This is a genomic window from Permianibacter aggregans (genome assembly GCF_009756665.1).
Taxonomy (GTDB): domain Bacteria; phylum Pseudomonadota; class Gammaproteobacteria; order Enterobacterales; family Permianibacteraceae; genus Permianibacter; species Permianibacter aggregans.
The window spans coordinates 4,081,405-4,102,473 of record NZ_CP037953.1 but is presented as its reverse complement, the minus strand read 5'-3'; the positions used below and the strand labels follow the sequence as shown (position 1 = coordinate 4,102,473).

23 protein-coding genes are annotated in these 21,069 nt (G+C 52.5%); 6 read left to right on the top strand and 17 right to left on the bottom strand.

Features of this window, described 5'->3' with window-relative positions; all coding sequences use genetic code 11:
* Positions 1-31 precede the first annotated feature (31 nt).
* Entirely contained in the window at positions 32-1,366 is a 1,335-nt protein-coding gene (locus tag E2H98_RS18515; protein ID WP_133587247.1) for a glycoside-pentoside-hexuronide (GPH):cation symporter, read from the bottom strand.
* Positions 1,367-1,384: 18 nt separating this feature from the next.
* Positions 1,385-2,740, bottom strand: coding sequence for a GH1 family beta-glucosidase (locus E2H98_RS18510; protein ID WP_198325181.1), 1,356 nt, complete (start codon positions 2,738-2,740; stop codon positions 1,385-1,387).
* 288 nt (positions 2,741-3,028) lie between these two features.
* Between E2H98_RS18510 and E2H98_RS18505 the strand changes: the two genes are divergently transcribed.
* From E2H98_RS18505 to E2H98_RS18495, 3 genes are all read left to right on the top strand, one after another.
* Entirely contained in the window at positions 3,029-4,273 is a 1,245-nt protein-coding gene (locus E2H98_RS18505) for a sugar MFS transporter (protein WP_133587245.1), read from the top strand.
* Between the two features lie 21 nt (positions 4,274-4,294).
* Positions 4,295-6,829 carry a glycoside hydrolase family 3 protein gene (locus E2H98_RS18500; RefSeq protein WP_198325180.1) on the top strand — a complete coding sequence of 845 codons (2,535 nt, stop codon included), beginning with the start codon at positions 4,295-4,297 and terminating at the stop codon, positions 6,827-6,829.
* Between the two features lie 61 nt (positions 6,830-6,890).
* Positions 6,891-7,856, top strand: a complete 966-nt coding sequence (locus E2H98_RS18495; protein WP_198325179.1) for a glycoside hydrolase family 16 protein — start codon at positions 6,891-6,893, stop codon at positions 7,854-7,856.
* 54 nt (positions 7,857-7,910) lie between these two features.
* Here E2H98_RS18495 and E2H98_RS18490 read toward each other — a convergent pair whose 3' ends face one another.
* The 9 genes from E2H98_RS18490 to E2H98_RS18450 all read right to left on the bottom strand — a co-directional run bounded on the left by E2H98_RS18490 (position 7,911) and on the right by E2H98_RS18450 (position 12,227).
* Positions 7,911-8,258 carry a hypothetical protein gene (locus E2H98_RS18490; protein WP_133587241.1) on the bottom strand — a complete coding sequence of 116 codons (348 nt, stop codon included), beginning with the start codon at positions 8,256-8,258 and terminating at the stop codon, positions 7,911-7,913.
* A 135-nt stretch (positions 8,259-8,393) separates the two neighbouring features.
* On the bottom strand, positions 8,394-8,801 hold the full coding sequence (locus E2H98_RS18485; RefSeq protein WP_133587239.1) for a hypothetical protein: 408 nt from the start codon (positions 8,799-8,801) through the stop codon (positions 8,394-8,396).
* 24 nt (positions 8,802-8,825) lie between these two features.
* Entirely contained in the window at positions 8,826-9,152 is a 327-nt protein-coding gene (locus E2H98_RS18480) for a hypothetical protein (protein WP_133587237.1), read from the bottom strand.
* 16 nt (positions 9,153-9,168) lie between these two features.
* Positions 9,169-9,531 carry a hypothetical protein gene (locus E2H98_RS18475; protein WP_133587235.1) on the bottom strand — a complete coding sequence of 121 codons (363 nt, stop codon included), beginning with the start codon at positions 9,529-9,531 and terminating at the stop codon, positions 9,169-9,171.
* Between the two features lie 8 nt (positions 9,532-9,539).
* Positions 9,540-9,875, bottom strand: coding sequence for a hypothetical protein (locus E2H98_RS18470; protein WP_133587233.1), 336 nt, complete (start codon positions 9,873-9,875; stop codon positions 9,540-9,542).
* 47 nt (positions 9,876-9,922) lie between these two features.
* Positions 9,923-10,267, bottom strand: coding sequence for a hypothetical protein (locus tag E2H98_RS18465; RefSeq protein WP_133587231.1), 345 nt, complete (start codon positions 10,265-10,267; stop codon positions 9,923-9,925).
* Between the two features lie 49 nt (positions 10,268-10,316).
* Complete coding sequence (locus E2H98_RS18460; RefSeq protein ID WP_133587229.1) at positions 10,317-10,670, bottom strand: hypothetical protein; 354 nt, start codon at positions 10,668-10,670, stop codon at positions 10,317-10,319.
* Positions 10,671-10,747: 77 nt separating this feature from the next.
* Positions 10,748-11,806 carry a transposase gene (locus E2H98_RS18455; protein WP_133587227.1) on the bottom strand — a complete coding sequence of 353 codons (1,059 nt, stop codon included), beginning with the start codon at positions 11,804-11,806 and terminating at the stop codon, positions 10,748-10,750.
* 43 nt (positions 11,807-11,849) lie between these two features.
* Positions 11,850-12,227, bottom strand: a complete 378-nt coding sequence (locus tag E2H98_RS18450; protein WP_198325178.1) for a transposase — start codon at positions 12,225-12,227, stop codon at positions 11,850-11,852.
* Positions 12,228-12,353: 126 nt separating this feature from the next.
* On the opposite strand from E2H98_RS18450, the gene E2H98_RS18445 reads away from it, so the two are divergent.
* The gene (locus tag E2H98_RS18445) at positions 12,354-12,650 is read left to right on the top strand and encodes a type II toxin-antitoxin system RelE/ParE family toxin (protein ID WP_133587225.1); all 297 of its coding nucleotides are present in this window, start codon (positions 12,354-12,356) and stop codon (positions 12,648-12,650) included.
* A 179-nt stretch (positions 12,651-12,829) separates the two neighbouring features.
* Entirely contained in the window at positions 12,830-13,129 is a 300-nt protein-coding gene (locus E2H98_RS18440; protein WP_133587223.1) for a hypothetical protein, read from the top strand.
* A 121-nt stretch (positions 13,130-13,250) separates the two neighbouring features.
* Here E2H98_RS18440 and E2H98_RS18435 read toward each other — a convergent pair whose 3' ends face one another.
* From E2H98_RS18435 to E2H98_RS18415, 5 genes are all read right to left on the bottom strand, one after another.
* On the bottom strand, positions 13,251-13,895 hold the full coding sequence (locus E2H98_RS18435; protein WP_232475433.1) for an SMI1/KNR4 family protein: 645 nt from the start codon (positions 13,893-13,895) through the stop codon (positions 13,251-13,253).
* A 4-nt stretch (positions 13,896-13,899) separates the two neighbouring features.
* Entirely contained in the window at positions 13,900-14,409 is a 510-nt protein-coding gene (locus tag E2H98_RS18430) for a NucA/NucB deoxyribonuclease domain-containing protein (RefSeq protein WP_198325177.1), read from the bottom strand.
* A gap of 394 nt (positions 14,410-14,803) precedes the next feature.
* Positions 14,804-15,022, bottom strand: coding sequence for a hypothetical protein (locus E2H98_RS18425; protein ID WP_133587219.1), 219 nt, complete (start codon positions 15,020-15,022; stop codon positions 14,804-14,806).
* Positions 15,023-15,971: 949 nt separating this feature from the next.
* Positions 15,972-17,066, bottom strand: coding sequence for a site-specific tyrosine recombinase XerC (xerC, locus tag E2H98_RS18420; RefSeq protein WP_198325176.1), 1,095 nt, complete (start codon positions 17,064-17,066; stop codon positions 15,972-15,974).
* 20 nt (positions 17,067-17,086) lie between these two features.
* Entirely contained in the window at positions 17,087-20,074 is a 2,988-nt protein-coding gene (locus E2H98_RS18415) for a CHC2 zinc finger domain-containing protein (RefSeq protein WP_133587217.1), read from the bottom strand.
* Between the two features lie 102 nt (positions 20,075-20,176).
* On the opposite strand from E2H98_RS18415, the gene E2H98_RS18410 reads away from it, so the two are divergent.
* Positions 20,177-20,572 (top strand): helix-turn-helix domain-containing protein, encoded by a 396-nt coding sequence (locus E2H98_RS18410; protein WP_133587215.1) that lies wholly within the window; start codon positions 20,177-20,179, stop codon positions 20,570-20,572.
* Between the two features lie 352 nt (positions 20,573-20,924).
* Here the strand turns inward: E2H98_RS18410 and E2H98_RS18405 are convergent, their stop codons facing one another.
* Positions 20,925-21,068, bottom strand: a complete 144-nt coding sequence (locus E2H98_RS18405; protein WP_157591464.1) for a hypothetical protein — start codon at positions 21,066-21,068, stop codon at positions 20,925-20,927.
* Position 21,069 lies beyond the last annotated feature (1 nt).

Here is a 21,069-nt window from a genome sequence, read left to right as displayed (position 1 = left end):
AAGCCCGATTGCATCAGGTGCGAGGATATTCTCAGCCGGGCGCGACCGCCGGTTTCAAGCTCTGCTGAATCTCGGCCAAGCGGGCATCATTGAGCCGATAACGCTTCATGATCAGCGCCACCAACACAAACGCCAGCGCCGGAAACAGGGTAAACGACAACAATATGCCCTGCTGCGTTGCGGCAGTTTGGGCAATACCGGCCTGATAACCGTAAGCAGCGAGTAACCAACCGGCAATGGCGCCACCAAGCGCCAAGCCCATCTTGATACAGAACACCACCGACGAAAACGTCATGCCGGTAATGCGCACACCGGATTTCCACTGGCCATAATCGACGACATCGGCCATTTTTGACCACAGCAGCGGCGTCGCCATCTGCAACAGAAATCCCCAGAGAATATAAATCGCGAAGGCCAGCACCAATTGATCGGCCGGAATGAAAAAGCTCAGCACACAAAGGCTTGCCGAGGCCAGTTGCAGAAAAATATAGGCTTTGACTTTGCAGACGTAACGGACCAGTGGCTGCGCGACGGCACAGCCGAGAATATTACCGATCATGCCAAGCGTGACGAACCAGGTAATCAAATCTTCGCGGCCGAGATAATCCTTGACGTAGTAAATCGCCAGTGTGTTGCGCATGACAATGCCGACCAAAACAAACAGCGCCGCCAGGCTCAGCACTCGCCATTGATCGTTCTGCCACAAAGAACGCAGATCATTGCCGAAACTGCTTTGCTGCGATGCAGGCGGAAACACCCGCTCTTTCGTTCCGGCAAAGCAAACAAAAAACATCAGCACGCCGAGCGCACTCAACGCGGCGATGGTCAGTTGATAACCTTTGGCTTTATCGCCCTGGCCGAAAAACTCCACCAGCGGCAAGGTCAGTGCCGTCACCAGCAAACCGCCGAGCATGCCAAACACAAAGCGATACGACTGCACCGACACCCGCTCTTTCGGGTCTGCCGTCAGCACACCGCCTAGCGCTGAATAGGGAATATTGATCGCGGTGTAAGCCAGCATCAGCAAACCATAGGTCAGCAGCGCATAAATGACTTTGCCCTGCTCGGAAAAATCTGGCGTAGTAAATGCCAGTACGCTGATCACACCAAACGGAATCGCCATCCACAGCAAATACGGACGGAATTTGCCGTAGCGGGTATTGGTGCGATCGGTCAGTGCGCCCATCAACGGGTCGGTCACTGCATCGAGCAAGCGCACCGCCAAAAACAAAGTACCGACAACGGCAGGTGAAATACCAAAAATATCGGTGTAAAAAAACGATAGAAACAACATGACCGACTGGAACACGATGTTGCTGGCAGTGTCACCAAGGCCATAGGCAATTTTCTCACGCACGCTCAACATATTCTGCTCTCTCCGTGCTCAGCGCCGATTGGCGGCGCGCCGCCGCTGCAACATATGACGCCAGGCCAGCGCACTGGATTTCAGGGTTCGGGCTTGCGTTTCAAAATCGACATGAACAATACCGAAACGGCGTTCATAGCCTTCTGCCCATTCAAAATTATCCATCAGGCTCCAGGCAAAATACCCGCGCACATCGACGCCCTTCTCTATCGCCTCGTGCAGCGCATGCAAGTGCCGATCGAAGTAATCAATGCGGCTGCTGTCGAGCACTTTTTGGTTATCGATTTGTTCTGGCAGCGCGGCACCATTCTCGGTAATGTAGACCGGTGGCAAACGGTAGCGCTGATGTATATCGAGCAAAATTTCCGTCAATCCTTCTGGATAGATCTCCCAGCCCATATCGGTCAACGGCACATAGCGCGGCTCGACGGCGGAGAAATAATCACTGTCGCCGCGATAATACACGCCGCGGGTGTAATAGTTCACGCCAAGAAAATCGAGCGGCTGTGCGATTTGTTTCAGGTCGCCGTCTTGCATCGTTGGCAAGTCTTCTGCCGGCAGGCGTTGCATTAGCTCCGGATAGCGGCCGGATAGCACCGGGTCGAGATACCAGCGATTGAAATACTGGTCGGCATCTTTCGCTGCCTGCACATCTTCGGCGCGGTCCGTGGCGCTGTGACAAGGGCTCAGATTGATGACAATGCCGTTCAGCGCCTTCGGCGCGTTTTGTTGCAAAACCTGCATGCCCAAACCATGCGCCAACAAAAGATGATGCGCGGCTTGCAAAGCGAACGCGCGCTTTTTCATGCCGGGCGCATGAATGCCAAGTTCGTAGCCTAGATAAGCGCTGCAATACGGCTCGTTCAACGTCGCATAGGAATGCACGCGCTCGCCGAGAGTGCGGCTGAACATATCAGCGTAATCCTGAAAACGGTACGCGGTGTCGCGATTGAGCCAGCCGCCCTTGTCCGCCAGATACTGCGGTAAATCCCAGTGATAGAGCGTGACGAAAGGCTGCAGACCTTTTTCCAGCAAGGCATCGACCAAGCGCTGATAAAAATCCATTCCCTGCTGGCGAATCGAGCCGTCTTCATTGATGACGCGCGGCCAGGACACCGAGAAACGGTAGGCATCGACGCCCAGCGAATCAATCAGCTCCAAATCCTCGCGCCAACGGTTGACGTGGTCGCAGGCGACCAGACCGTCGGAGCCATCCTTGATGGCGCCGGGCTGGCGGCAAAACGAGTCCCAGATGCAAGGCAAGCGCTGCTCGGCGGCACCCTCGATCTGAAACGATGAGGTCGCGACGCCAAACACGAAGTCGTTGCGGGTCAGACGCGAATCCGCCGGTAAGGTAATGCCGCGATGACTCAATTCTCTGCCCTCCGCGCTCGACGCGATGCGTCAGCCGTCGTTAATCAAGTGGTTGCTCTGAAGCCCCGTTTGCCCGCGGTTTGTGACCGGGCTGGTTGCGTACGCACCCGAAGCGGTGATATAAAATGAAAGCGCTTACATTCATGCTAGCGAACCCAGTCGTGACGGTCAACAGCATTTGTCGCCAGCGGCAAAACAAGCTGTTTTCGGCGCTCGCTAAATGATGCGTAGCAGCATATGCGTTGAAACGGTGGCAACGCGTCGAACTCTCGCCAAAGGACAACAACGATGATCAGCAGTCAAGTCAGTACCCCGCTCAGTCAACCTGTGGCAAAGAGCCCGCTTTCAACCCTGGTCTCAGTGACCTCGCTATTTTTCATGTGGGGTTTCATCACTTCACTGAATGACATTTTGATCCCACATCTGAAAGGTGTGTTTTCACTGAATTACACCCAGGCAATGCTGATTCAGTTTTGTTTTTTTGGTGCGTATTTTTTGATTTCCGTTCCAGCTGGCCAGGTGGTCGAGCGATTCGGATTCAAACGCGGTGTCAGCATCGGTTTGGCCACGGCGGCTATCGGTAGCTTGTTGTTTCTACCGGCCGCCACACTTTCCACTTACTGGATATTTCTGACGGCATTATTCATCCTGGCCAGTGGTATCACCTTGCTGCAAGTCGCCGCCAATCCGCTGGTCACTTTGCTGGGTAGTCCAGAAACCGCATCTAGCCGCTTGAACATGACGCAAGCCTTCAACTCACTTGGCACCACCGTCGCGCCATTGTTTGGTGCCTGGTTGATTTTTGGCGGCCACGAAGAAAACGCGGACGTGAATTCGGTCATCGTGCCGTACGTTGCTATTGCGCTGACGTTGGTGTTGATGGCGGTATTGTTTCTGAAGTTACGTTTGCCAAAACACCTGGAACGCGACGTCGCGCAGGAAGTTGCCACCGAGGCGCCGACGCTATCGGTATTTCGCCATCATCGCTTAGCGCTCGGTGTTATCGCTATTTTTGTCTATGTCGGCGCCGAAGTGGCCATCGGCAGTCTGCTGGTTAACTACATCGGCTTGCCGCAGGTCATGGGCTACAGCGAGCGCTTGGCTGCGCCCTATATTGCGTATTACTGGGGCGGTGCCATGGTTGGTCGCTTTATCGGCGCCCTGTTGATGCAGCGCATTTCCGCAGCGCGTATTCTGACCGTCAACAGCATCGGCTCAGTCGCATTGATCGCGCTGTCGCTGATGACAACCGGCAGCGTCTCGATGTGGTCGATTTTACTGGTTGGTCTGTGCAACTCAATCATGTTCCCGACCATATTCAGCCTCGCCATTCGCGGTCTTGGTGCGGAAACCAGCCGCGGTTCAGGTATGCTTTGCCTCGCCATTGTCGGCGGCGCGTTGATCCCTTTGCTGCAAGGCATATTGGCTGACTTGATTGGTCTGCCGCTATCTTTTCTCGTACCGTTGATGTGCTACCTCTACATCGCTTTCTTTGGTATCGCCGCCTATCGCAGTCTGCACGCTGAACAATAAGCCTGATAAAGGAACACTGACGTGAAAAAAAAACTGATATCGGCAACCCTGCCTTGCCTGTTGTTGGCGTTGACGGCTTGCGATCGGTCTGGTGAACAGAGTGAAAAACGCCAAGCGGTTTCGGAGACATCCAGTCAACTGAACGTGCCTGATTACTGGCCCAAACGCCAGGCGCCAGTGAACACGGCGTTGGAAGCCCGTATTCAAGCCCTGATGGCAACGATGACCACCGAACAAAAAGTGGCGCAAATTATCCAGCCAGAAATACGTGACATTACCGTTGAAGATATGCGCCGTTATGGTTTCGGCTCTTACCTGAATGGCGGTGGTGCTTATCCGAACAACAACAAGCACACCAGCATCGACGATTGGGTGCTGCTTGCTGAGCAGATGTATCAAGCCTCGATTGATGACTCGCTCGATGGCAGTCGCATTCCGACCATGTGGGGTACTGATGCCGTGCATGGTCACAATAACGTTATCGGTGCCACGCTATTTCCGCATAACGTCGCGCTAGGCGCCACCCACAATCCTGAGCTGATCAAACGTATTGCGGAGATCACCGCGACCGAAGTGGCGGTGACCGGCATCGATTGGGTGTTCGCTCCAACCGTTGCCGTCGCCCGCGATGTGCGCTGGGGTCGTGCTTACGAAAGTTACAGCGAAAATCCGGAACTGGTTGCTCACTATGCGAAAGCCTTTGTCCATGGCATGCAAGGTCAGGGCGAAACGCTGTTTGATCAACAACACGTGATCAGCACATTGAAACATTTCATCGGTGATGGCGGCACCGTTGGTGGTGATGACCAAGGCGACGTCCGCGTCGATGAACAACAACTGTTTGCCTTGCACGCACAAGGCTACATCACCGGCATCGAAGCCGGTGCGCAAACCATCATGGCCTCGTTCAACAGTTGGCAGGGAGAAAAACTGCATGGCCATCAATATCTTTTAACCGAAGTGCTGAAAAACCGGCTTGGCTTTGATGGTCTCGTGGTTGGCGATTGGAACGGTCACGGCCAAATCCCTGGCTGCAGCAATGAGCATTGCCCGCAAGCATTCAACGCCGGCGTCGATATTTTCATGGTGCCCGGTGACAGTTGGCGCGCGCTCTACGACAACACCCTTGCTGACGTCAAAAACGGCGTCATCAGTATGGAGCGGCTCGATGATGCCGTGAGCCGAATTCTGCGCGTGAAAATCCGCGCTGGTTTATTCGATAAACCTTCTCCAGCGCAGCGCGCACTGGCCGGTAAAAAAGAAAAAATCGGGGATAGTGAGCATCGCGCCATAGCGCGGCAAGCGGTGCGTGAATCGCTGGTGCTACTGAAAAACCGCAATCAACTATTGCCGCTTGATCCCAGCAAACGTTTCCTGGTCGCTGGCGATGGCGCCGACAACATCGGCAAACAAGCCGGCGGCTGGACCATCACCTGGCAAGGCACCGGCAATCAAAACTCCGACTTCCCTGGCGCCACCTCGATTTACCAAGGACTGAAAAACGCTATCGACAAAGCCGGTGGTCAAATCGAACTGAATGTTGCCGGAAATTTTACGCAAAAACCTGACGTCGCCATCGTCGTCTTCGGTGAAGAGCCTTACGCCGAAGGCAATGGCGATTTGGATAATCTGGAGTACCAGCGCGGCAACAAAACCGATTTGGCGCTGCTGCAAAAACTGCAAGCGCAAGGGATTCCGGTCGTCTCCATCTTCCTGAGTGGCCGACCGATGTGGATCAATGCCGAATTGAACGCTTCCGATGCCTTTGTCGCGGCTTGGTTGCCGGGCAGTGAAGGCGCCGGTATTGCCGATGTCATCCTGCGCAACACGAATGGCGACATCGCGTTTGATTTCACCGGACGCTTGCCATTTTCCTGGCCGGCGACACCAGCCCCTGCCACCGGCAAACCAGAAACCACGCTTCTCGCTTACGGCGCGGGGCTTAAATACGGCGCCGATGAGCTATTGAGCGCTAAGCTGCCAATCGAGAGCGAAACCGCTAGCGATCAACTGCCACCGGTAACCTTGCTGGCGCAAAGCGTCAAAGCGCCATGGCGCATTGACATCGGCAGCCCTGATCAACTCATCACCAACACCAGTAACGTGCAATCCGCTGGCCCGGTGTCGATACGCACCATCGACAAAACGTTGCAGGAAGATGCCCGCCTGTTGCAGTTCTCCGGCGAGTCCATCGGCATGTTTGCACTGCGCGCTGACTTCCCGGTTGATTGGCGCGGTTACCTCGATCAACACAGCGCGTTGGTTTTCAGCGTCAACCCAACCAAGCTGGGTGACAAGCCATTGCACCTCATCACGGCTTGCGGAGAAAAATGTCTGGCCAGCATTGACCTGCACGACACCATGCAAGCGCTGCCTGTTGATACCTGGTCACAAATTTCCGTCGACTTGCAGTGCCTGCGTGAACAAGGCATGAACTTCGGACAAACCTTTGTTCCGTTCAGTTTGCAAACCGGTAGCGCCACGGTGTTCAGCATTGCCGATGTAAAAATCGAACCCGGTAAAGCCAAAACCGCTACCATCCGTTGCGCAGAGTAAAAACGGTATTGATATGAAATCTCGCGGGACAGGCTATTCGATACATGTGCTACGCAGCTTAATGCTTGTGATTCCCTTGTTCGGATTGCTTGCCTGCGGCACCAGTAGCACCAGCACAGAAACCTCGCCGTCACCGATAAATGGCGGCACAGAAAACTGGCAACTGGTGTGGAGCGATGAGTTCGACGGCAACGCCATCGACACCCGAAAATGGTCGCTGGAGATCAATTGCTGGGGCGGCGGCAACAACGAGCAGCAGTGTTACACCGACCGGGCCAGTAACGCCTTTTTGCGAGACGGGCTTTTGCATATCGTTGCCCGCAAAGAATCCTACACCGGCCCCAGCGAAAACGAAGATTCGCCTGATTACCTGTCATCACCGCTGCGCACCCTGCCCTACACCTCGGCTCGGTTACGCACCAAGCATAAGGGCGACTGGAAATTTGGCCGTTTCGAAATCCGCGCCAAACTGCCATTTGGTCAAGGCACTTGGCCAGCGATCTGGATGCTGCCGACCGACAACATCTACGGCAACTGGGCCGCATCCGGTGAAATCGACATCATGGAAGCGGTGAACTTAAAAACCCAGACCGATGCCGCTGGCACACCGACCGGCAAACGCGAAGCGCGAGTCCATGGCACTCTGCACTACGGCAAAGCCTGGCCGGGCAATGTTTACAAAGGATTCCCTTATGAACTCCCGAACGGTCAAAATCCAGCCGATGATTTTCATGTCTATGCCCTGGAATGGCACGACGGCGTCATGCATTGGTATGTCGACGGCATCAAATACGCCACACAAACCAGCAGCACCTGGTACACCCAATACCCCGATCAAAACGGCACGTTAATCACCGGCGCTGGCAGCGCACCATTCGATCAGCGCTTTCATTTATTGCTCAACCTCGCCGTCGGCGGCAACTGGGCGGGCAACGTCAATCAGGGCGGCGTTGACGACACGGTTTTCCCGCAATCGTTTCTTATTGACTACGCTCGGGTTTATCAAAAACATCCACCCGCACGATGAACAAAAAGGGCGAATCCGCTCGCCGAAAAACGCCGCCAGAAGTAAATTTCCGGACTACCTAATCTGCCAGTAATCCAATGTTGGAAAAGTGGGCTGATAGGGGTAGCAAGTATCCGAGACCTGAAGAATTACTTTCTTGTTGGCAATGAACGCCGCGGTTAGGTGAGTAAATGCGGCCTCACCATTGGCTTCCGTTCTCCGCCAACGAACAGACGTTGCCCTACATGCTGCCGGCCCTACAGGTTCACCGGTAATTTCAACATAGCAAGTCGCATCATGCCGATGACAGCCAACGGCATAGATCGTACGCTCGCCGCTACTGACACCGGCATACACCGAAAAACCAGCAAACAACATGGCAAAGACAGAAAAATACATCATGAATTTTGCTTTTTTAGGCATCGTTCACCTCATAATGACCTCCAAACCGCAAAAATCTGGAGTCAACGTAATTCCAATATGCCAGCCAATAGATGGAAATGCTTTTCCCCGAGAATGCGGCTATCTAAGCACTCTCCTTGCACACGACTTAGCTCATCAATCTGCACTGAGAAAGTACGGCTTGACAACGGCGTAGCCAGCGTTACTCGCACCACTCGTATTACCATGTAAATCAATTGTTTTATTGCTAGCTTTCGCCGCCAAAATCATTGAAATCCAGGTCCTTTTCAGCTCATAGGTCGGGGATGTCGTATTCCCAATATCATCAATAACCAAGTAGATACCCTTTGAGATATCCTCCCCATTCGTCGCTCCACAATGAGAGCGCGACATACTGATAAAAATCACCGATCCCGTCGCACCACCATTATTCAGGCCATGAAAAGACGACGTCAGCGCACCACCAATCTCGGGAACTGGCGCATCTTTACACCACACATAGGCATTGGCAATTGAAGAAAACCCCAGAAAGAAAACCAACCCAAATCGCATTAGAATGTTCACATTTACTCCTTAAAAAATAACTGCTTATTTTTTAATCATGGCAGTAATAACTTTTGCTTGACCATGGACATCACAACCGCTTACCCAATAGTCCACCTTTTTATCGGCTGCAAGAGCAGAAAGACTCAGGGTGAGTATTGATTGATAGTTCGCAGCAGCGCACGCGACATCAATTACTATAGGGTCATTGCATCCGTCCGGATTCTTGTGTGGCGCCGCCAACATGATCTCCAACCCCTTATCACCAGCGCACTCTCGTTGATGAATACTTGAAATCGTATTCTCACCCGTGAAACCCGCTGCTTGCGCTGCGCAGCAAACGAAACTCAATAACACCAAGTAAAGTCTCATCTATGCATCCTTAAAACTATGGCTTCTTTGATAACTCAAGCATCGTTAAATCGAGAATGGCGTTGTTGTTATTACTGCAAGCAGTGACACCGGACGGCAAGCTGTTTACCCAAATCCAGTCGAACGTAGCCCCAGTCACATATGCCGAATACACCGCACTTACCATTGCCTCGTAATTCGCATGATTGGTTCGTAAGACGCGTGCATGCATACGAAAGTGAGTCCCTCCCGCGCAAGCCACGGGAGCAGGCTCAAATGCCACCTGTATACCGTCCGAGCCAACTCGAAAGTTTGCCACTTTAAATGGACCTGCCTGTTCCGCAGAAATTGCTGATAATGACATTGCTACTAGAAGTAAAAAGATGAAAACTTTGCTCATACCACGTCCTAGAAGAACTCAACTCTTTTTAGCGTCTCGATATCCGGATGTTTCGAGCATGTACCCGTGCCTTTAAACAAGCCAGCTCGGCCAGAGGCGTGCATGGTTAATAACATCGAGTAAAACTCTCGGGCACTCGTTGATTGCAAATCAAGAACGTAGTTCCAGCTTTCATTCTCATGACATGAGATACGGTCACTTTGCATGGCACTTAACTCGATATACACTTTTGACGGTAGCGAGTCATCCATCATCAGCCGTTTTATCTTTGCTTCACTAACCTGTGACGCTTGGCCGATGGCCGAAAATAAAATCACAACAGCCCAAAAGAAAGCTCGTTTCATAATCGCGCCTTATTTCGAATAATAAAAATTGGCTTCGACTTTTACCGTCACCCAACTCGATAAACACGAATGCGAGTTCCGACGCAGTCTCCATCCTTGTCATACCCGATGGTTACCACCTCTCCCGATGCATGAGCCGCAAGGATACGCGCTAGCATCTGGTGTCTTATTGAGTCAGGGGTATCCGCATCGATAGCCAAATAATCTAGGGTGCTACAGGTTGGATGCGATGTAGGTTGCCCATCAACCTTGATCAGAATCTGAGCACTGTTTGTATAGGTTAAAACGTGAGTGATCTTCCCCTGAAAATTCGCGTTGTAGCCAGCACCCGCTTTAGATGAAAGTACAATCAGTGCGACTGTTAAAAAACGAATTAACAATGAGGAACTCATTACTGCTCCAAAAGGTATGTATTCTAAGAATGGAACTGAGCGATTGATCTCAGTACTGAGCCTGAACCTTGGTCACAAGAGGCGCCGTGGTAGACGTCTGCGAGAGAGAAATGGCAACACAGCCAGAAACTCGAAGAACAACTCGATTTTTTGCGACAGCCGATGAAAGCACGGTGCTGACCAGCGTTTTACTACCAAGTTTTGAGCTCGACTCCACAATAATGGCTCGATCATTCAAGGTACAGCCCTCGTTAAGAATAGGGCCATCCAAATACACTGCATGGTAGCCATCGTCGCGAGTTTCAAAAGAAATCACATGGAGAGGGTCGGTATTTCCCGCCGAATGGACGATAGAAGGTAGAGAGGCGAAAATGCCCGCCAGAAAAATGAACGATTTCTGCATGCTTGTAATCCCTAAAAAGCTTACTTACGTATTGTATTTTTGCTCGGTAAGAGTCATCCCTGAAATGGCAAGCGAGTTTACTTCACTGCCACAGCCTCATAAAGCCCCCAACCGCGAAAATGTCGAAGCATTATCGTTTCGGAGAACTGCCTTAGTCGTACTCGCAAACCAATTGAGCGCCCATAGCCCGGTCGCCTCGATTTTATGTCACGCACAAAACGCTCTGCATCCAAGTTCAATCGTCGCAATATTGGTGGTACGGTTGAGGCAATATGCCCCCGCTTATCGATACGAATGCAGCGACCAGTCCAATCGACCAGTTCCAGATATTCTTTGAATGGATAAGGCACACCCGATATTCGCTCAGCCGTTATCGCGCCAGTTAACGGCAACAGCGGCACCGAGTGATTGTCACCTGTAATGCTCTCCGAACCCAATGAATTGATGGGCGCTTGGTGACGCTCAATCATTGAATCCGACGAACGTTTCCATTCACCAATGCGCTGCTGAATGCTGGTAGCATCCGATAGCTCTGGTATCGATACAATACCGGCACGAATTGGATTCAAATCGACATAAACCATGCAGGCTAGCAATCCTGCTTCATCAAGAATTGCTTGCGACTTGAAGCGGCCTTCCCAGAACCTGCCCTTGCAACCGTCTTCTTCGTTGGCTTGGCGGGCAATATGCTCGTTCAAACAGCGCATATACCACGACAAATCCATCAACCGTGAACGCCAGGTCGCCACCAACTCCTTGGCGACGACAATTTCGTACTCGGACATTTCAATACGCTGTTCCAAAAACTGCGCATAACGGCTAGCCAGCACCGGCAGAGAAAACAGCCGCTGCCAACGGTTCATGACCTCGATGTCCGCCAAGGCTTCTGCCGCCTTGGCATTGACATGCACCACCAAATGATAGTGATTCGACATCACCGCATAAGCGCACAGCTCGATGCAAAACACACTCGACAACTGTCGCAGGCGCTCCAGCACCCAGATTTTACGATGGGAATAATCCTGATTCGTGAGCTTATCAAAGCCACAAAGAAAGGCGCGGCGAACGCAGCGCCCAACAACATGGTAATACGGGGTATCCGATAACGACACCAAGCTGCTCCGTGCTCTGGTCATTTGTAGTCTTCCTGACAGCAGTTAACCTTATGTTAACCTAAGGCTAATCTCGATACCCCGACCTGTCAATCTCTAGATGGGTGTCCTTTTGATGCTCCAAATGATGCTCCAAAAACTGCGCATAACGGCTAGCCAGCACCGGCAGAGAAAACAGCCGCTGCCAACGGTTCATGACCTCGATGTCCGCCAAGGCTTCTGCCGCGTTGGCATTGACATGCACCACCAAATGATAGTGATTCGACATCACCGCATAAGCGCACAGCTCGATGCAAAACACGCTCGACAACTGTCGCAGGCGCTCCAGCACCCAGATTTTACGATGGGAATAATCCTGATTCGTGAGCTTATCAAAGCCACAAAGAAAGGCGCGGCGAACGCAGCGCCCGACAACATGGTAATACGGGGTATCCGATACCGACACCAAGCTGCTCCGTGCTCTGGTCATTTGTAGTCTTCCTGACAGTCGTCAACCTTACGTTAACCTAAGACTAATCTCGATACCTCGACCTGTCAATCTCTAGATGGGTGTCCTTTTTATCGTTTATCGGTGAAGTGGACGGCACACGCCGAACACCAGCTCACTCAGCTTTACGCTTACATTGCCAAGGACTCGGTGTTTTACGCCCGTCATATCGTCAACAGCCTGATTGACCGCAGCGTGTTGTTGGAGGAGTTTCCGGCCAGCGGTCGGGTGGTGCCAGAACTCGGTGATGAGACCGTGCGGGAACGATTGGTGTACTCGTACCGACTGATTTGCCAAATCCGCGATAACGACATTCAGGTATTGGCGTTAATCCATCAGCGCCAGCATCTGGACGCGGACGATATTCCGCGCAGCCAGTAAACCACACCATATCAACTTCAATAAAAAACCCCGACTCGATGGTCGGGGTGGGCGAGACTTTCTCTACTACTTAAAACACTTACATTCCCTCGATTACGCTTCGCTAATCGAGGCTACGCGGGCTTGCTTGGGCTTATTTCTCGGCTTATTTGTCGATTATGACTTTCACCAGCGTAAAGATGACCATGATTAAAAATGGTCTAAACAAGCCAAAATTACTTGATCAAAGTCATTTAATTAACCTGATCACAACCGCTCTCCCTCACCACACAGCGTACATTCAAAAACACGGTGAAGACGCCGCCCACTATCTGCTGGATGAGTTAGAGCAAAGCATTTTGCGTGAACTCCGCGCCATGATTTCCGGCGCTGATCGGGACGATGCCAATCTCAAATTGGTTGCCGACATTCACAGCAGAGTTGAAGCGATGCAGCAGGCTACGGTCCAAGCCGCTGCTGAAGCCGCACCCATAAACTGAACAAACAAAAAGCAAAACCCCGACTCGATAGTCGGGGTGGGTGAGGTTTTCGCTACTACTTAAAACACTTACATTCCCTCGATTACGCTTCGCTAATCGAGGCTACGCGGGCTACGCCCCTTTAATTGTCAGTGATATTGAATGTGATTTGCGCGCCGTCTGGTAAGTCTTTTATTTGCATAGCCAAATTCCCTCTCGCACGCATACCTTTTACCGAGTCAAGCGCAATCAAATTCTCCACACTAAACTCGCCACCACATACAAATGGGAGTTTGGGAACAAGCCGACTAAGCACGGGGATTGAACCATGCATTTTCTGCCAGTCATGAGCTAATGGCTGCCCCGTTAGTAGTTGATACTCCGATAGTACAGACCTCGCCCAATCATCTACCGTATTCGCTAAATAAGAGAACTCCCCAGTTTCGGGATCAAAACAATATATTTCATCATTCCTTATACAGAATTGCCCTCCAAATACATCTTCTGCAAAAAATAGAGCATCTTCTACACAGTCACCATATTCTCTTCTCCACAATAACTCGGAATTCCAATCAGCAAGCGAGTATGACTGTGATGACTTAACTGATGAAAAAACACGCAGCGAAGACTCAAACGCAAAAAATCCATTCTTTTTTTGTAGAAGACATAAAAGCTCAGTCGCCCTACGCCCAGCTAATGCCTTCAGCTCGGGCGAGAGCATCGGAGGAATATCCGAAAATGCTCTTGAGCTAATAGAAATTAATTTATCTATTGAAATATCTACCATTACCCTAATCCGTAACAATTATTTTGACTTTAGACTGATCTGGCAGCCCACGACATTGCGCGCCGATACAAGCCCCCGCTCCTCGATTATCTGAGGGCTTAATATGTCGAACGCTGGCGCCTGCTCCTCCCTCTTCAAACATGGCTGGAGGATATTCATCCCGGTCTTTACCCGTTTGCCTTGGCACGCCTCTCATTGCTTCAGCTCTCCGTTCGGCCGCACCACTACGGTTTATGGTAAGGGTTTGCGGTTGGCCACCGGCAATAGCGTCATCGATGTGTTGGGCAGACTCTGGATATTTCGAACGACTAACAGCAACTGTTATAGGCTCTGCAGCTACCCCCTCTGAAACTGGGCTCGCTCTTGGACTAGATTTTGCTCCGGTTATCATTCCGACAAAACCTAGAACATAGCCAAAGTTGTGTCCGCTTTGGAAATCATCTGCGAGAGTTGGATCGTCATATAACCCTGACCCAAACTCACTGAACTGATCAGCACCAATTTCAGGTGTCATACTGAATGCACCAAGGACACTCGTAAACATACCTGTCATTATTCCGCGGCCAGTTACACCAACACGCCGCCAATAACTTGGGCCAGTATCTCGATCACCGGTTGGGGTGCTCCCGACACGAGTAATCGTACCGCAAGCCGATTTCCCTAGACGCCTCAATCACTTAAAGAGCTCTCGCCCCTAGAGGCGAGTCAGGGCTCCGATTTTGGCCCCTAGACGCGCTTTTGTCTACGCGCGCACGCGCGCGTGGGACTGGGGATGATGGGGCGGGAAGAAGGGGTATGCATGTTTTGGTAATGCTATATGCATAGTATTTCTCGAACATACACACCGACGACGCCCAAACACACGATGCGATTTTTCTTTCTTTAGCCGCTAAAAAAACTACAGGCCCTCACAGGGCCTGTAGTTCTTCAACGATCTTGTCTCGATGACTACGGACGAACTCAATCAGCGTGCAGTCCATGCCGTTCAACCGCTGCAGCACCTCCAGCATGCCGGTTAACTGCTGCATCCGGTTGTAGAGCTGGCGGTGCCGGGCCTCCATCGTGTAACCAGCAATTTGCAGGATGCTGTGTTGTTCAATGACCCGAATGATGTCGTTGGTGTTCATGTCAGTTACTCCATTAACGCCAGATGCCCTTCATCTGGTTGCCAACTCGACGGCACGCGCGCGCAGGGGTGGCAAGGGTGGCGCGTTGTTTAAGCGCCATTCACGTCAGCCCTTGCCACACCGAGCACGTGTGCCACCCTGTTGGCTACCAGGTGAAGGGCTTATCGCTCCGGCCGTCGATGTGTTGTTGTTTTGCTTTTTCCTTTTGCTTACGTCTTTTGTTTTTGGTTTTCAGGGTGGGTGCTGGCAGCTAAAACGCGGAACGGAGGACGCGTAGCGGCCGCAGCGCGTTTTAACTGACTGCGTGGGCGGGTTCTTTGTGAGCGGGCGAACACCGACGAACGAGCACGGCACGCCTTTTGTGCCGCGCGCAGCGGCGGTGAGCGCACGCGATATAAACAGCGCCTTGCGCAACGGTGTTTGTTGCGTTGCTTTTTTGTTTTTGGCGAGCCAGGGACGGCGAGCTTTTGAGCTTTGCGAGGCAGGACGCCGAGCATTGCGAGGTAAAAAGCCTTTTCGCCTGGAGGTGGTTTGCACTCTGCGTTGTTTGCAGTGTGCAAACCACCGTAAGGCGACCTTACACGGGCATTTAACATAGTGCGGATTGTGCGGCGGAGCGAACCATTGGGGCGGCGTTGTTAGCCGCCACAATGGCGCATAATCCCCGCATTATGTTACGTGCCCGTGGCCCTTGAGGGGCTGCGCGCAGCGGAGCGTAGCGCTGGGGTGACTTGGTAAACATGCGCGTAGGCCGCAGGGTGTGACGGCGCGGCGCTTGCCCGGAACATGCACAGCGCGTGACTGTCGGCATGGATGCCGGCGCGCGCTGTGCCGGTGGAGAGTGCAAGCGCCGTGACGGCACACTCTGCGGCCGGAGCATCCTCATTCCAACACGGCAACGCGGATCACAGTTGGTCGGCAGTCGTGTCGCGGGTCGGGTCCGCGATCGTCACTCGTCGTCCGCATCAAGCAGTTCGTCTTGCTCGTCCTCGCTTTCCGCGTCCAAGGCGTCCAGCAAGTCGTCTGCGGTGATTTCGCGCGTCGGCGTATCCGTCGCCTCATCCTGTCGCGTCGTGCGTTCCAATCGCGCCGGATGCGTCAGCGTGTGGATCTCTTTCAGCTTCCGTATCCCGACTTGCGTGTATACCTGCGTCGTCGATAACTCAACGTGTCCTAAGATCGCCTGGATAAAACGGATATCACAACCGTTCTCCAGCATCAGCGTCGCCATCGTGTGGCGGAACAAGTGACACGAGCCGGTCTTGCCAATCTCGGCGCGCAGCACATAACGTCGCACAATCTGCGTCAGTCGTGCTGGCGTAAACGGTTCGCCTAGATTGGTCAGGAACAACTGCGGTTCATGCGGATTAATCGCCAGCAGTGGCCGCACTTCGACGAGATACTTTTCGACCCAGGCTAACGCTCGCTCACCAATCGGCACCATCCGATCTTTCTTGCCTTTGCCGAGTCGAACCATCAGCGTGCCGCGCTCCTTGTCCACGTCGTAGAGTTGTAGATTGACGACTTCCATCCGTCGGATACCGGTCGAGTACAACACTTCCAGCATCGCTCTATCACGGATGCCTAAGCCGTCACTTAAATCCGGCAGCAGCATAATCTTTTCGACTTCACTGACGGTCAGCACATGGCGAGGGAGACGTTTCTCAACGCGTGGCAATTCAATATCAGCGGCAGGGTTATACAGGACATAGTTTTGCTTGGTCAGCCATTTAAAGAACTGCCGCAGTGCGGCCAGTCTTGCGCGTTGTCCACGGAAGCTAAGCGGCTCACCGGTTTCTTTGCGGTAGTGGTAAAGGTAACGCTGGTAGCGTTCCAGCACTGGCCTTGTCACTTCGCGCGGCTGGGTGATGCCGCGCTCATCACACCAACGCATAAAGTAACGGGTGTAAACGTCATAATTCTGCGCGCTTTTATCCGAGTAGTTCTGCACGCCGAGCCATTCCAGCCAGCGTTGCAGCAAGAGTTCGAAGCCTTGCGGGTCACTCAAGTTACCGACGAAGCGCATGCCAGGTCGGTTATTCAACTTGTAGCCTTTGCGCGCCATCAATTCGGCTTCGCGGCAATGGTAGTTTCGTTACGGTACGACACACCGTTTTTGCACGCAGGATGTGCGCTTTCAGCATCTTCATCGTCCGAACTCGATTCGGCAGCTAAATCACCGAGGTTTTCTGCAAGTTCACCATCCCGACCACCCACCGACTTGGGGCCGACTTGACCCCGACTTGGAGCCGACTTCTCATCAATTGGCCCCGACTTCTTTTCGTCATAGCCGAGTGCCGCCACGTCGATCAGTCCTGGCAGGAAGCGTTCGCCCTGATCGCCTTCGCCGTTGTAGGCAAGCTCATACACCAGCGTCGAACCCCGGCCGCCGCGATGCACGATCAGGTATTCCATGTCTTCCAGTCGCTGTATGTGCAGCTTCAATTGCGTGTTGCCCCACTGCGTGTAATCGCGCACCTCTCGGCGGCTAAATCGATAATCGCCGCGTTTCATTTCCAGCGCCGCGCTGCGTTCCTCGACCATCCGATGGATCGCCTGCAACAGATTGCGCGTCTGCGGCGGTAGCTCATCCAGCGACCGGCCCAGCACTTCATGCGCCAGACGATTCGCCAGGGCAATATCGGACAGCCGGACTTCGAGATATTCCAGCGGCTTGCCTTTGTGGGTCGTGGTTTTGATCGGCCGCTGATGCTGGTGCAGCAGTGCCATCGTGTCGATCAAGCTCAGGTATTTCTCGTGATCGCGACGGGTACGGGTTTGGTTATCGATAAACGTCAGTTGCTCGGCGTAGGGATTCATCACCGCCAATGGCCTTAAGAGACGCTGCGCGTTGCGATGCAGCCGCAATACGTGTTCCCGCTCGGCTTGCGCTTGCAGTCCTGCCAGCGTGCGCCGGGCGCGCTGCTGGGCATGGATGGCGCGGGTTTGTTCGCGCGACTCATTGACGGTCAGCACGATGCAACGATTGAGCAGTTCCGGATCGTTATCAATCGCGGTCGTGGTCATCGCAATCATCACCGGACCTTCGACCCGGTATTCCTGCGTCACCAGATTGCCACTAACTGGATCTTTACCGGTTGAAGCCATCGTTAAGGCGCCATCCGATTGCAGCAGCTTTAGCGCGTAACTGGCGCGTTCTGCGCCGGCTTCTTCGGCAATGGCGAGGATTTTATGCTTCAGATTTGTCTCGCCCATGTAGAACAACGATTGCCCGGTCATCGCTGAGTATTGGACTCGTTCCTCATCCGGCATTAACGACAACACGGCATCGAGTAAGGACGATTTACCGGCTGCGGAACTCGATTGGATCAATATCGCTAACGGCTTTGGCAATTTGCGTGAGGTGCAGGCCAAGTAAGCGGTGAGCTTGTTGACGTCCTCACCGATAACTCCGCAGGTTTTGAGGTCAGTTAATACTCGGTCCAGCAGATTGGGCGATTTCAGCAACTCAAGGGCGGCGGCTTTGTCTTCGTCGTCGATAACGATTTCGGCGGCTTTTGGTTCCAGCACTTTCTTCAGTTGCTGTTCTTGCAGTTCTTCCAGTTTCAACAGGATTTTGCCGAGGTCAGATTTCAGTGTGTCTTCGCCACAACCGATTTCTAATCCGGCTTGTTTGATAAACGCCTGCCGGGCTTTGGCACTGTACAGGTCCAGCGTATCGACGTGGAACGCCTCGCCTTGCGAGACGAGCAGATTGATTTTCAGCAGCTCGACGCTACTGTTTTTCGCCAAGCCGCGCACGCGGTAACGGCGTTCACCGAAGTTAAAGACGGCTTCGGATTCTTTCACGTCAGCATCAACGTTTAACGGTTTTGATTCCGGTATCGGAGAAGCGGATTCGGGTAAAACTTCGGCGGCTAAAGAAGTAAATTCATCGCCGCTATCCATGTTGTTTCGGGCGGTGACCGGAGAACTCTTTCCCATCCATTCGGCTTTTCTGAGCACTAGCCCCAAGGATTTAGCAGCAGGTTTCACTTGCAAGGCGTACTCATTGGCATCCATGCCTTTCGGGAAGTTGACGCGGTAACACTCGATGCCGTTTTTAATCAGTTTTTCGGCCAGTTCGGCAGCGGCTTTGTCGCCGGCTTCGTCACGGTCGAACGCAATCAATACCCGTTTGATCTGATGCGTCACGAACGCCTGCAGCAGTTCATCAGTAAAACCATTGATGCCGTAAGCCGTGGTGACGTTCCTAAAGCCATGTACCCAGAAGGTCATGGCATCGATTAACGCTTCACAGACGATTATCTCGTCAGTGGCTTTCAGTGCTTCAGCATTAAAAATCCCGGCATGGGCACCGGGTAGATACAGATGTTTTGGTGTGCCAACACGCAAGTTATCCAGCAACTTGCGGCCATACATCTGGACCACTCTGCCGTTTTCATCCATAAGCGGCACAACGAATGAACCGTTTAAAAACTCATGGCCTTTGTCGCTAAAGATGCCGAGTTGCTGCAAGCGGGTGCGGATTTCGCCGCCTTTGAGTTTCTTGTCCGGCAAGCGATACGCCAGCGTTCGATTGGCATAACCCAATTGGAAGCGGTCTATCAGTTCTGGCGAATGCAGGCCGCGCTTTTCCAGATAGGCCAAGGCTTCAGGACTTTGTTTGAGTGTTTCGTGATAGAACCCTACGACTCGGCGCAGCAGCGTTTGGTCATCAGCATCGGAAGCGACTAAAGGCGAAGTCAGTTTTTTCTGGGTGGCTTTGCTGCGTGATTCGATAACCGGACCAGCAGCCTCCACCATTCCGGAACGTTCCCGCAGCAATTCCACCGCATGCCGGAAGCTGACCGATTCCGTCTTCATCACCCAATCAATGACGCTGCCGCCAACGTTGCAGGCGCCCAGGCAATGCCAGAGGTTCGATTCCGGGGTCACGACTAAAGACGGGGTTTTGTCGTCATGGAACGGGCAGCGGCCTAAGTAATCTTTGCCGTGTTTTTTCAGCTCGACGCCTTTGGCCTCGACCAGCCGGACCAGCGATACCTCGGTTTTCAAGCGTTCGATCTGGTCTTCCGGTATTCGAGCCATGGCCGTTTCCCCTCAAAAACATGTCAATACCCTATATGGGTTTTATTATGCGATCTATTGAGGTATCTTTGCAATCTAGTCAGGTTACCCGGGGATACCATCATGGGTCTATCCAATCCCATTTATGTTTTCCGCATGAGCATCCGTGACCGCATGATCGCCCTGCGCCAGCAACACAAGCTGACCCAGCACGAGATGGCCGATATGGTCGGCCTGCACGTCAACCAGATCCGCCGCTATGAGACAGGCCACGCCCAGCCATCGCTTGATGCTCTCAAGAAGATCGCCGTGGCTTTGCGTATCACGCTTGATGAGTTGGTGTTCGATGAAGGCGAACGAGGCCCTGCTCAGGACTTACGTTTGCAGTTCGAAGCGATCAGCCAATTCGACGACGAAGATCGGCTGGTTGCCCAAGCCGTGTTGGAAGGATTGATTTTGAAGTACCAAGCCAAGCAGGCGCTCAGCCGGCAGGATGCCGCCAAGAAGAAGACTGGATAATTCCAGCCTTCCTCGTTCCGGGCAGCTAAAAAAGCAAAAACCCCGACTCGATGGCCGGGGTGGGTGAGGCTTTCTCTACTACTTAAAACTATTCAACGTATCAGCATTGACACAAGAGGTGCTTGGGTGTACCCCATTGTCTCTACTCGATTGTTATTTCACCCTTAAAAATAAAAATATATTTCCGTATTAAAGCGTTGTGCATTTTCAATTTGAGATAGCAGCCGTTTTAGGGGTGCACAATCTGGCATACCTTCAAGCTTAGCTTTAACCAACACCCATGCATCACTAAGCTTATCATTCGAGATAGACTCATCCTCAAAATCATCTATCATCACACTTAATTGATCGTTTAATACATTGAATATTCCAGTCCCCATAGCTCATTAAACTCTTCTTCCGAGAGTGCGACTTCAATCAAATCACCATCAAAACACGCATCAAGATCTAACCTTTCTATAGCGTCTTTCGATACGGGCACGGTCAATAGCTTCATT